Here is a 12,279-nt window from a genome sequence, read left to right as displayed (position 1 = left end):
ATCCCCACGCCGCTCAGTCGATGGCCAACCTGACAACCCTCTAGACCATTTCCGCATTAAAAAGAGAGTTCATACGTGGCTAATATCAAGTCCCAGAAGAAGCGCATCCTCACCAACGAGAAGGCTCGCCTGCGTAACAACGCCGTCAAGTCCGAGCTGAAGACGGCCATCCGCGCCGTCAACACCGCCGTTGCGTCTGCTGACAAGGATGCTGCTGCAACTGCACTTGTTGCTGCCAGCCGTAAGCTGGATAAGGCTGTCAGCAAGGGCGTTATTCACAAGAACAACGCTGCAAACCGCAAGTCGGCGATCTCCAAGAAGGTCAACGCACTCTAAGGTTTTTCCCGTTCGACTGAGCTGAACAGGAGGCCGGCACCCCAGGGTGCCGGCCTCCTGGCTTTAAGCGCCATCGTGGGCCCCTGAGTGCCGGCCCACTTTCTGCTACCGCCGTTGGGCGGACGTCGCAATCACTGTCACGGCGTGCTCCACGGCATAAACGGGATCGCGGGAGAGGCCCTTTACCTGGGCATCTGCTTCGGCGATGACCTGGATGGAACGAATCAGCCCCTCGGGAGTCCAGCGGCGGACATCCCGCTGCGCCTGCTCCACCAACCAAGGCTGCATTCCGAGATTCTTGGCAATGGACGCCGAAGACCCCCTGGCGCCCGCGACCTTGGCAAGTGTCCGCAGCTTCGCCGCCAGCGCTGCCACCAAGGGAACCGGGTCCACGCCGGTGGACAACGCGTGACGGAGGGTGGAGAGGGCCAGTGGTCCGTTCCCACTCATAGCCGCGTCTGCAACCTTGAAGGCCGTGGCCTCCACCCGGCCCCCGTAATAGCGATCCACCGTCTCAGCGGTGACGGCCGTGGTGGCGTCAGCGATCAATTGGCTGCATGCCGCGGCAAGCTCGGAGAGGTTGGCTCCCACGGCGTTGACCAATGCCTGGACCGCGTCACCCTGGATCCTCCGCCCGGACGCCTTGAACTCTGCAACCACGAAGGACGTCTTGTCCGCGTCCTTCTTCAGGGGCTGGCAATCGACGACCGGCCAGCCCCCCGCCTTAACGGCATCCAGGAGCTTCTTCCCCCGGACTCCGCCGGCATGGCGAAGGACCAGGACCACATCATCTTCCGGCTGTGCAAGGTACTTGATGGCATCGGCCAGGAAAGCGTCGTTCATGGATTCCAGGCCCTCCACCTCCACCAATTTCCCCTCGCCAAAAAGCGACGGAGCGACAGTCATGGCCAAGGAACCGGCCTCATAGGAAGCCGCATTGAGTTTGGTGAGCTCAACATCCGGGGTGGCCGAACGCACTTCGGCGCGGATACGGTCCATGGCACGAATTCCCAAGTACTCCTCGGGCCCTGTGACGAGGACTACCGGGGCGGGCGACGCGTCACGCCAGCCGACGCTATTCGCCGCAGCGCCCTTGGCCCGGGCCTCGCTCTTGGTCCGGGAATTTTGGGCAGCAGCCACTGGGGGTTCCTTCCGGAGGGATGTTTGCAGGATTCAAGTCTGCCATGTTTGCTCCGGCGCTTCCTATGGAACGTGATGGAACCGCCAGGGCGGGCACCATTGCGCACCTCCCGATCCTGCAGACTCCGCACAAGGCGTTGATGAAGACCACGCACACCCACCATGACGCCGGTCGGATGAAGCGCAGCCCACGTCCCCAAGAGGGTAAGAGCCGACAAGAGCACCATGGCACTGACGCCCACCGGGCCGTCTGCCCATGGCAGACCGGAACCGGGCAGGCCGGCAAAGTACCGGGCTGTTGCCGCTACGGCGGCCGCGGCGTTCCCGGCTACGAAGAAGAGGACGGGCGCCAGCCCCGGAACCAGTGCTGAAACAGGGACGGCCAACGTCCCGAGGATGGTCACTGGCGCCACGAAAATTCCGGCCACAACATTTGCCGAGAGGGCGTACGGCGACAGCTGCGGTTGAACGAGGACGATCACGGGCCCACACGCCAGCTGGGCGGACAACGGAACGGACACTCCCGCCGCCAGCCACCGGGGCACCCAAGGGGGAAACCACGACGTCAGGCGCCGGGCCAGCAACACGATGCCCAAGGTGGCAAGGACGGACAGAAGAAATCCGAAGCTGACCGCCAGGCCCGGGCTGATCAAGAGAAGGGCGGTGGTCGCGAGGCAAAGGAACGACAATGACCTCCCACGTTGGCCCGTCGTGAGGGCCACCAGGCCCACGAAGCCCATCACTGACGCCCGCAGAACACTCGGATCAGGTCCCACCAGGAGGACAAATGCCGCCAGGCCCAGAACAGCGGCTATGGCTGCCAGAGGCCGTGACAGCCGCAGCGAACGGGCAAGCAGGATAAAGCCGGCCAAAATCAATGAGCAATTGGAACCGCTTACAGCCGTTAAATGTGTCATCCCGCAGGTTTCCATCGCTGCTTTCAGGCTCGCGGGCAGGGTACTGGTGTCCCCGACCACCATTCCCGGCAGCAGCCCCGCCGGGTCCGGTTCCAGCAACTCCGCGGCGGACTGGCTGAACCGTTCCCTTGCCCGGGCTGCCGACTCCTTGGGATCAAACGCCGTACCCACCTGAGTGGGACCGGTGGATGCTGACAGCGTGGCAGCATCGGGCTCTCCGGGCCTTGGCTCCTTGGGAATCCCCGTTGTCCTGACGGATTGACCCGGCCTGACATCTTTCCACGCATCATTCCCCAGGACCGTAAGTGTGGCGGTTCCGCTGACTTTGCTGCCGTGCGCTGTGAGGTTCTCAAGTTCAGCCTGCACCATCCAACGCCCCTCGCCGCTGCCACCCGGCGCAGGAACAGGCGCCGGAATCCCGGCCACCCGTACTTGGATGACCACAGGGCTCCCCTCGCTGACGGCAGCAGCCAACGGCCCGGATTCACGCTTTGCCGCGTCCACCGTGCAGTGGAGGGCAACCGCAGCACCAAGGAGGCAAGCAACCGCGAGGGTGACGGGGAGCGACCGGCCCCGGCCGGCTTGCTTCCCGCGCATTCCCCCGGCCTTCCTGCGAACCGGACCTGCCAGCAACAACGCAGCAGCCCCTGCCGACAGCAAGGCCGTGAGGGCGGCCCCCGATTCCCGCAGGAAGGTGGTCCCGGCCAGCGCGGTCGCCCAGACCACGATGACAGCCGGAACCAGGCGAACGTCGAGGCGCCCGTCATCGCCGTGGTCGCTACTCTCAGCCACCTCGCACCGTCACAAGGGGCCGCAGTGACTCCATCAGCTTGGGACCAATACCGTCCACGGCGTCCAGGTCATCAACGGACAGGAACGGTCCGTGGTCTTTCCGCCACGCGACGATCCGTTGCGCCATGACCGGCCCAACGCGCGGAAGGGTGGAGAGTTCTTCCACCGACGCCGTGTTGACGTTGATCTTGCCACCTGACGCGCCGGAACCGTCGCTGCCGGAGCCGTCGCTGTTGGAACCGCCGCCGCCGGAAGCACTACGGGACCCCACCGCAGATTCGGGGATGTGGGACACGGCCCCTGCCACCGGTACCGTAATTTTCGCGCCGTCGGCAACCAGCTCCGCAAGGTTCAGAGCGTCCGTGGCAGCCTCGGGCGTGGCTCCCCCTGCCGCCGCCAGGGCTTCGAACACCCGGCTTCCCTCAGGCAAGGACACGACTCCTGGCCTGTTGACGGCTCCGGCGACATGCACGGTGACCTTGGGGCCCCCACCCGCGGGCGCCGTGGTGGGCGCAGCGTTTTCATCTGCCACGGGCTGTCCGGCGCCGTCCGTGATGCTTCCAGCTGATTCAAGGGGCGTGCTGGTGGTCCGTTCTGCCGAGGCCTGCCACATCAGCACGACGAGCAACATCAGGCAGGCGCCGGCAACCAGGAGCGCCACCCGCCGCGAGGTGCGGAACCGTATCCGGGACGGCGGGGCCGACTCTTCTCCGGGGCCCTCCGAGTCAGGCTCCGCAAAGGTCAACAGGGCCTCGCCGCGCGTACCCGGCGGGGCCTCGTCGCTGGTTCCCGGCCCGACGTGCCGGGAGAGCCGGTGCCGGAATGCCTCGGCTGCAGCGTCCGTGGACGCGTCCCTTTTCCGGCGTGGCATACAGCAAGCCTAGGGTCGGCTCAGCACTCCCCTGCTGGGCGTATCAGGCTATGTGGAAAACCCATCAGTTGCCGGGCGTACTGCTCTCTCCCACAATGACGGCCAGGACCCCCAGGCCGGCGTGTGCCGCGAGGACAGCCGGCAGGGAACTGATCTGCGCAGGCGGGCATTCGGGGCATCTTTCGGCAAGCCGCGCCGCCAAGGACTCCGCTTCCCCGGGGTTTCCGAAGTGATGCACCGCCAACCTGGCCTGACCGGTCGGTCGTGTGGCAATATCCGCGGCCACGATTTCCTCGAGCCGGGCTACAGCCCGGACCGCGGACCTCACCTTTTCCAGCGGAACGATCCTGCCGTCGTCGACCGCCAGGATCGGTTTGATGGAGAAGACCGTCCCCAGCAGGGACGCCGCGGCCCCAATGCGGCCGCCACGCCGCAGTTGTTCGAGGCTGGGAACGTAGAAATAGACCCGTGTGCGCTCCAGGCGCCGTTCAGCGAACGCGCGCACCTCCTCGGCCGACTGACCGGCAGCGGCAGCAACAACGGCACTTTGCACTCCCATGCCCTGTGCCATGCCGACGGTCCGGGAGTCCAGCACCTCGACGGGGATGTCCACCCGTTCGGCCGCAAGCCGGGCGGCGTCTACCGTGCCGGAGAGTTCGGCGGAGATGTGCACCGACACCACGGCTTCAAAGCCACGTCGCTTGGCGGCCGCATAGGCTTGCTCAAACTGGCCGGGCGAAGGCCGGGATGTTTTCACCGGGGATCCGGAGGCGAGGGCGACCGCGAGGGTCTGCATGATGTCGTCCTCACCCTCACCGTAGATCTCCTCCCCCACCATCACCGGCATGGGGACCACGGCGAGGCGGCCATCGGCGGCAAACGCGGAAACCCAGTCCGCCGGCAGTGCCGCCGCGGAATCAGTCACCACTGCTGTGCGCACGACGGCGGCACCCGGGTCTTGCGCGACCGGCACAGGCACAGTAGGCAGCCGCAGGCGGGAGAGGCGCTCTTTCAGCCACATCCAGGCGGGCGGTTCTCGATCCGGCACCCGGACCTCCTTTTAACGGTGCGCGGCCGCCGGCAATCGGAGCCGGCGGCCGCAATGTCCAAAAACCTGAACGATTGTCAGGCCGGAACGATGTTCACCAGTTTAGGCGCCCTGACGATGACCGTGCGGATGCCACGGCCGTCCATTGCACGCTGGACGTTTTCAGAAGCCAACGCCAACTCCCGGAGTTCATCCTCGGAGATGTCCGGAGAAACTTCGAGGCGGTCGCGTACCTTGCCCTGGACCTGCACCACGGCAGTCACGGTTTCCTGGACGAGGAGCGCATCGTCATGCTTGGGCCATCCGGCGTTGGCTACCGAGGCGGGGTGCCCGAGGGCGCTCCACAGGTCCTCTGCCGTGTACGGGGCAAAGAGGCTCAGGATCACTGCCACCGCTTCCACGGCTTCGCGGACAGCGGGGTCGGCTCCGCCTGCGCCGGAGTCGATGGTCTTCCGGGTGGCGTTGACCAACTCCATGAGGCGGGCCACCACAACGTTGAATTTGTTGTTGTCCAGCAGCTCGGCAGCGTCAGCGATGGTCTTGTGCGTGACAGTGCGCAGGGCCCGGTCACCGGTGGCGGGATCCGTTCCGGGCTCGCTGGTGACGTCCTGGCCAAGGCGCCAGGCGCGTGCCAGGAACTTGCCCGAGCCGGACGGTGAAACGTCAGCCCAGTCGACGTCGTCTTCCGGTGGGGAGGCGAACACCATGGTGAGCCGGACGGCGTCCACGCCGAACTTGTCCAGCTGTTCGCCCAGGTCCACGCCGTTGCCGAGGGACTTGCTCATGGCTTTGCCGCCGTTGAGCACCTGGCCCTGGTTGAGCAAGGCGCTGAATGGCTCGTTGGTTTCAATCAGGCCCATGTCCTTGATGACCTTGGTGAAGAAGCGGGCGTAGAGCAGGTGCAGGATCGCGTGCTCCACGCCGCCCACATACTGACCGACGGGCATCCAGTCGTTGATCTTTGCGGGATCGAACGGACCTTCGGTGTAATCCGGAGACACGAAACGCAGGAAGTACCACGAGGAATCGACGAACGTGTCCATGGTGTCCGTATCCCGCTGGGCTGCGCGGCCGCAGTTGGGGCATTCGACGTTGACCCATTCGACGGCGGCGGCCAAGGGCGAGGTGCCCTTCGGCGCCAGTGCCTCGCCGCGGAGATCCGAAGGCAGGGTGACGGGAAGCTGATCGTCCGGAACGGGCACCTCGCCGCACTCACCGCAATGGATGATCGGGATGGGCGTGCCCCAGAAACGCTGGCGGCTCAACAGCCAGTCACGCAGGCGGAAGTTGACGAATTTCTCGCCGGTACCCAGTTTCTCCAGGACCTCGATGGCCGCGGGAATTGCTTCGGCCTTGCTGAGGCCGTCAAGGTCGCCGGAGTTCTTCAGCGTCCCCTCGCCGGCCGTCGCGATGCCGGTTTCGGCGGGATCGTCCTCGCCGGTGTCCAGGACTGCGCGCACCGGCAGGTTGAAGGCCTTGGCGAAGTCGAGGTCGCGCTGGTCGTGGGCAGGGACGGCCATGATGGCACCGGTGCCGTAATCCGCCAGGACGTAGTCGGCGGCCCACACGGGAAGCTTTTCGCCGTTCAGCGGGTTGATCGCGTAACGGCCCGTGAACACGCCGGTCTTTTCGCGCTCGGTGGACTGGCGTTCGATTTCCGAGAGCGCCTTGACCTTCTCGCGGTAAGCCATGAGTTCGTCGTGCTGCTCAGGGGTGACCAGGTCCAGGGCGAGGTGGGCGTCTGCAGCCACAACGAAGAACGTTGCCCCGTACAGGGTGTCCGGGCGGGTGGTGAAGACCGTGACTTCGCGTTCCGGGCGGCTGTCCGCAGCCTCAATGACGAAGCGGACGTGTGCGCCTTCGGAACGTCCGATCCAGTTACGCTGCATCGCCAGGACGCGCTCGGGCCAGTGGCCTTGGAGCTGGTCCATGTCCTCGAGCAGGCGGTCGGCGTAGTCGGTGATCTTGAAGTACCACTGGTTCAGCGACTTCTTGGTCACGGCGGTACCGCAGCGCTCACAGGCTCCGTTGACAACCTGTTCGTTCGCCAGGACGGTCAGGTCCTTCGGGCACCAGTTGACCGGCGAGTCCTTACGGTAGGCCAGACCACGCTCGTAGAAACGCTTGAACAGCCATTGCGTCCAGCGGTAGTACTCAGGATCGGAGGTGTGCAGGCGACGCGACCAGTCCGCGGAGATGGCGTACCTCTTGAAGGACGCGGCCTGGGTGTCGATGTTCGCGTAGGTCCACTCGCTGGGGTGGGCGTTGCGCTTGATCGCGGCGTTTTCCGCCGGCAGCCCGAAGGAGTCCCAGCCGATGGGGTGCAGGACGTCGAAGCCCTTTTGACGCAGGTAGCGGGCAACAACGTCACCCATCGCAAACGCCTCAGCATGCCCCATGTGAAGGTCGCCGGAAGGGTACGGGAACATGTCCAGCACATAGCGGCGTTCCTTGGAGCCGTCATCGGCCGGAGTGAACACCTTGAGGTCTTCCCAGACCTGCGGCCACTTGGCTTCCATCGCAGCGAAGCTGTAGACGCCTTCTTCAGGCGCCGCGGCTGCGGCTGTCTGTGCTGTTCCGGTCTCTGTCTCCGGCTGAACGCTCACTGCTGCCCTCTTCTGTTCTTGATGGCGGAATAGTCCCCTGCTGCTGTTACTCGCACCGGGACCGAAATGCCCCGGACACACAAAAGCCCCTCAGCAAAGGAGGGGCGGCCGCTCGGCTGGTAACTGCCGGGCGGCTAACTAAGCAGAAGGTTCGCACGCATACACATACCTTACCGCACCAAGCCACTGCGGTTGGTGCGGCGACGGCGGGCTCGCAGGAAAGGGGCCGGTGACTGCCTCCATGGTGTGGTGGGCACCGCGAAGCCGGCGGGCGGTAGTTGCCGGCCCCTTTCCGTACTACTTACTTAACGTCCTCGTCGACCCAATCCATCGACTTGGTGACTGCCTTCTTCCACAGCCGCAACTGCCTCTCCTGCTCTGCCTTGTCCATCTGCGGTTCCCAGCGCTTGTCCTCGCCCCAGTTGGCACTGAGCTCGCCGAGGTCGTTCCAGAAACCGACTGCCAGGCCGGCGGCGTAGGCAGCACCCAGGGCCGTAGTCTCGATGACCTTCGGCCGTACCACGGGGACACCGAGGATATCCGCCTGGAACTGCATCAGGGCATCGTTGGCGACCATGCCGCCGTCGACCTTCAGCTCGGTGAGCGGTACGCCCGAGTCTGCGTTGACGGCGTCCAGCACCTCGCGGGTCTGGAAAGCCGTAGCCTCCAGCGCGGCACGGGCGATGTGGCCCTTGTTGGCGTAACGGGTCAGGCCCACGATGGCACCCCGGGCATCAGCACGCCAGTACGGCGCGAAGAGGCCCGAGAACGCAGGAACAATGTAGACGCCGCCGTTGTCCTCCACAGCGGCGGCCAGTTCCTCGACCTGCGGCGCGGAGCTGATCATGCCGAGGTTGTCGCGCAGCCACTGGATCAGCGAACCGGTCACCGCAATGGAACCTTCCAGCGCATAGTGCGGCTTCTGGTCGCCAAGCTTGTAACCGAGCGTGGTGAGCAGCCCGTTCTTGGAGTGGACGATTTCCTCACCCGTGTTGAAGATGAGGAAGCAACCGGTGCCGTAGGTATTCTTCGCCTCGCCGGCCTGGAACGCCGCTTGGCCGAAGGTGGCCGCCTGCTGGTCACCGAGGATGCCGGCCACGGGAGTTTCGCGAAGCAACTGCGACGTGTGGACGTGGCCGTAGACCTCGGAGGAGGACTTGATGGCCGGCATCATGGATGCCGGAACGCCGAAGATATCCAGGATTTCCTGGTCCCATTGCAGCGTTTCGAGGTCCATGAAAAGCGTGCGTGAAGCGTTGGTGACGTCCGTGACGTGCACGCCGCCGTCGGTGCCGCCGGTCAGGTTCCACAGGACCCATGCGTCCGTGTTGCCGAACAGCAGGTCGCCGGCCTCCGCGCGTTCACGGGCACCGTCGACGTTGTCCAGGATCCATTTGATCTTGGTGCCGGAGAAGTACGTTGCCAGGGGCAGGCCGACTTTCTGTTTGAAGCGGTCTCCCCCGCCGTCCTTGGCGAGCTCGTCCACGATCGGCTGCGTGCGGGTGTCCTGCCAGACGATGGCGTTGTAGACGGGCTCACCAGTGTTCTTGTCCCAGACGACCGCGGTTTCGCGCTGGTTGGTGATGCCCACGGCCGCGATGTCGTGCCGGGTCAGGTTCGCCTTGGACAGGGCCGAGCCGATGACCTCGCGGGTGTTGTTCCAGATTTCAGCGGCGTCATGCTCCACCCAGCCGGCCTGCGGGAAAATCTGCTCGTGCTCCATCTGCCCGGACGACACGATGCTGCCGGAGTGGTCGAAGACGATGGCGCGGGTGCTGGTGGTGCCCTGGTCAATGGCGATGACGTATTGGTTCATGGTGACGTCCTTGTCTTGGTTCTTGTTTGATAGGGGGTTCTAGCCTTGTGTGGAACGGATTGTTAGCCGGCGATCGCGGGCATGATGTCGGGGACCCAGAGCGCCACGAGCCCTGCCAGCCCGCCACCAACCAGCGGCCCGACGACGGGAATCCACGAATACGCCCAGTCGCTGGTGCCCTTGCCCTTGATCGGAAGGATTGCGTGCGCGATGCGGGGTCCAAGGTCACGGGCCGGGTTGATGGCGTAGCCCGTGGGACCACCGAGTGATACACCGATACCGACGACCAAAAGTGCTACGGCCAACGGCCCCAGGCCGGACGGGGTGCCGCCGAAGGTCAGGATGACGAAGACGAGGACGAACGTGCCGATGATCTCAGTGATCAGGTTCCACGGGGTGGAGCGGATAGCCGGCCCGGTGGAGAAGGTGCCCAGCTTGTTGGCAGCCAGCGGTTCGGCATCGAAGTGCTGCTTGTAAGCCAGCCAGCACACAACAGCGCCGAGGAAGGCGCCCAGCAGTTCGCCGCCGAAGTAGGTCAGCGTGGAACCGAAGGTCACAGCGACGTCGGGCGCGTATTCGCCCTTCCCATTGACCAGCAGGCCGAGGGTGACTGCAGGGTTCAGGTGCGCGCCGGACTTTGCAGCCACGAAGACGCCCGCGAAGACCGCAATACCCCAGCCCCACGTCACCATCAAGAATCCAGCGTTGTTGCCCTTGGTGCCTTTGAGTGCAACGTTGGCCACGACGCCGCAACCCAGAAGGGTCAGCATCATGGTTCCGAATACTTCGGAAAGGAAAACAATTCCAAGAGACATCTTTGACTCCTCATTTTTCTGTTGTCAGCCTCCTCGCGGGTTGAAGAGGCTGTTGGAACGGCACCGTCGCCGGTGCCGTTCCGATGGTGGGTTTAGTCCACCAAGCTGTGTACGTTGACCCTGTGGTAACGCTGCAGGACCTCCTGTGCATGGCGTACTTCGCTTTGTTGGGCCGCTTCATCCCATCCCATGGGACCGGCCAGCACCGCGGCGAGCTCATTGAGCAGCTCACCCGTGACCAGCCCCCGGAACGCCAGGGAAGTGCGTCGGATGAGCACATCCACCAAGTGGCCAACCTGCTCGTTCTGTGCCATGAATTCGAGTTCGCGGACGCTCAGCTCCCGGGTTGAACGCAGCGGAGCGTCATTTCCGGCCTTGAGGTAGGCGATGACGTCCTCGGCACGGGTGCCGTAGCGGGTCAGCAGGCCTTCCACCCGGCCGGCGTCGAGCCCGGGTCCCATGTGCTTCTTGATCCACTCCTGCTCGCCTTCGGCCGTTGCCGGATAGCCGGCGCCACCGCCGATGGGGAGCTTCGCCGTCGAGATCTTGCGTGCCAGTCCCAGTTCGCGGAGGACGTCGTTGGTCATGTGTTCGGCCAGCGCGCGGAAGGTAGTCCACTTGCCGCCAACCAGGCTGAGTACGACGGCGGCCTTGCCGCCTGGCGTGGCCACTGCGGCATCGCCGGTGCGGACGCTCCGTTCGATCCTGTAGTCCCTGGACACGAAGCCGGGCTGCGTTTCATCGTGCCGCGGTAGTGGCCGCACCCCCGAGAAGCTGTAGACGATGTGGTCGCGGTTCACGGAAATGGTCGGGAACACATGCCCCACCAGGTCGAAGAAGTAGTCCACCTCGGCGTCGGTGCATACTGCGTCTTCGCCCATGTCCGCGTCAACGTCGGTGGTGCCTACCAGGACGCGGTCGCCCATGGGGTAGATCAGGACAATGCGGCCGTCGGTGTGCTCAAAGAAGATTTCCCGGCCGTTGCAGGCTTCCAGGAGCTCAGGATGGTCCAGGACGATGTGGGATCCCTTGGTACCGCCCATGAAACGGCTGGCAGCACCCATGGCCTGGTTGGTGAGGTCCACCCAAGCGCCGGTCGTGTTGACGATGACGTCAGCCTGGAAATCGAACTCTTCGCCGGAGAGCTCATCCCGGAGCCTGGCGCCGTGTGGGCCCATGCCTGCAAGCGAGACGTAGTTGCTGGCCCTCGCTGTTCCGCCCTGCTGTTTGCCGGAGGAAAGGCCGGCCTTTTCGCCGTCCTGCAGCACGTCAAGGGTAAGGCGCTCGGGATTGTGGACCGATGCGTCAAAGTAGGTGGCCGAGTACTTGATGTCCTGGCGGAGCCGCGGCAGCTCAGCCAGCGCCTTGTCACGCCCGAGGAACTGGTGGCGCGGTACGGTGCCGCCGTCACGGGAGAAGAAGTCGTACATGGTCAAGCCGAGCTTGATGAGGAAAGCACCGCGCTCCTTCGGCTTGCCCTGCTTGTGGGTGAGGAAGCGGACAGGTGCAGCCAGGATTCCGGAGAACGTGCTGAAGATGGGGATGGTGGTCTGCAAAGGCTTGACGTAGTGCGGCGCGATGCGAAGCAACCGGTTCCGCTCCACGACAGATTCCTTGACCAACCGGAACTCACCGTTCTCGAGGTAGCGGATCCCGCCATGGATCATGTGCGACGAGGCGCCGCTGGCGCCCTGGCAGTAGTCGCCACGCTCCACGAGGGCCACATCCACGCCTTGGAGTGCCAGATCACGGAAAGTCCCGACGCCGTTGATCCCACCACCGATGATGAGGACCTGCGCTGACGGCCGTTCCTGCAAGGCCGCCGCAGATCCACGTCGCTGTGTTCCAACTGACTGGCCGGAATTCCTGTTGTGTCCCAAAACTGCTCCCTTGGGCTTGGCTTGTGCGCAACTTTTTGTCACGGCACCTGTCACCACT

9 protein-coding genes are annotated in these 12,279 nt (G+C 64.6%); 1 reads left to right on the top strand and 8 read right to left on the bottom strand.

The features are described from left to right. Positions 1–75: 75 nt before the first annotated feature. Positions 76–336: a 30S ribosomal protein S20 gene (gene rpsT, locus OCL88_RS07000; RefSeq protein ID WP_021470575.1), complete on the top strand. Its 261-nt coding sequence runs from the start codon at positions 76–78 to the stop codon at positions 334–336. Positions 337–441: 105 nt separating this feature from the next. On the opposite strand, the gene holA is transcribed toward rpsT, so the two are convergent. From holA to OCL88_RS06960, 8 genes are all read right to left on the bottom strand, one after another. Next, positions 442–1,476: a DNA polymerase III subunit delta gene (holA, locus tag OCL88_RS06995; RefSeq protein ID WP_166184402.1), complete on the bottom strand. Its 1,035-nt coding sequence runs from the start codon at positions 1,474–1,476 to the stop codon at positions 442–444. Beyond that, positions 1,377–3,185, bottom strand: a complete 1,809-nt coding sequence (locus OCL88_RS06990; protein ID WP_264962026.1) for a ComEC/Rec2 family competence protein — start codon at positions 3,183–3,185, stop codon at positions 1,377–1,379. Before OCL88_RS06990 ends, holA begins: the two co-directional genes overlap by 100 nt. Then, positions 3,178–4,056: a ComEA family DNA-binding protein gene (locus OCL88_RS06985; RefSeq protein ID WP_264962025.1), complete on the bottom strand. Its 879-nt coding sequence runs from the start codon at positions 4,054–4,056 to the stop codon at positions 3,178–3,180. Before OCL88_RS06985 ends, OCL88_RS06990 begins: the two co-directional genes overlap by 8 nt. Before the next feature lie 64 nt (positions 4,057–4,120). Next, positions 4,121–5,104 (bottom strand): DegV family protein, encoded by a 984-nt coding sequence (locus OCL88_RS06980; RefSeq protein ID WP_031215966.1) that lies wholly within the window; start codon positions 5,102–5,104, stop codon positions 4,121–4,123. A gap of 77 nt (positions 5,105–5,181) precedes the next feature. Then, the gene (leuS, locus tag OCL88_RS06975; protein WP_193593597.1) at positions 5,182–7,710 is read right to left on the bottom strand and encodes a leucine--tRNA ligase; all 2,529 of its coding nucleotides are present in this window, start codon (positions 7,708–7,710) and stop codon (positions 5,182–5,184) included. A gap of 301 nt (positions 7,711–8,011) precedes the next feature. After that, positions 8,012–9,526: a glycerol kinase GlpK gene (gene glpK / locus OCL88_RS06970; protein ID WP_021470581.1), complete on the bottom strand. Its 1,515-nt coding sequence runs from the start codon at positions 9,524–9,526 to the stop codon at positions 8,012–8,014. Positions 9,527–9,588: 62 nt separating this feature from the next. Then, positions 9,589–10,341 carry an MIP/aquaporin family protein gene (locus OCL88_RS06965; protein ID WP_021470582.1) on the bottom strand — a complete coding sequence of 251 codons (753 nt, stop codon included), beginning with the start codon at positions 10,339–10,341 and terminating at the stop codon, positions 9,589–9,591. A gap of 92 nt (positions 10,342–10,433) precedes the next feature. Continuing rightward, the gene (locus OCL88_RS06960) at positions 10,434–12,221 is read right to left on the bottom strand and encodes a glycerol-3-phosphate dehydrogenase/oxidase (RefSeq protein WP_264962024.1); all 1,788 of its coding nucleotides are present in this window, start codon (positions 12,219–12,221) and stop codon (positions 10,434–10,436) included. Positions 12,222–12,279 lie beyond the last annotated feature (58 nt).

Origin of the sequence: Paenarthrobacter sp. PAE-2 (assembly GCF_026013155.1) — a bacterium.
In the GTDB taxonomy this organism is placed as follows: Bacteria; Actinomycetota; Actinomycetes; order Actinomycetales; family Micrococcaceae; genus Arthrobacter; species Arthrobacter ureafaciens.
Note: the sequence above shows the minus strand (reverse complement) of the source record. Positions and strands in the feature narration are given on the sequence as shown.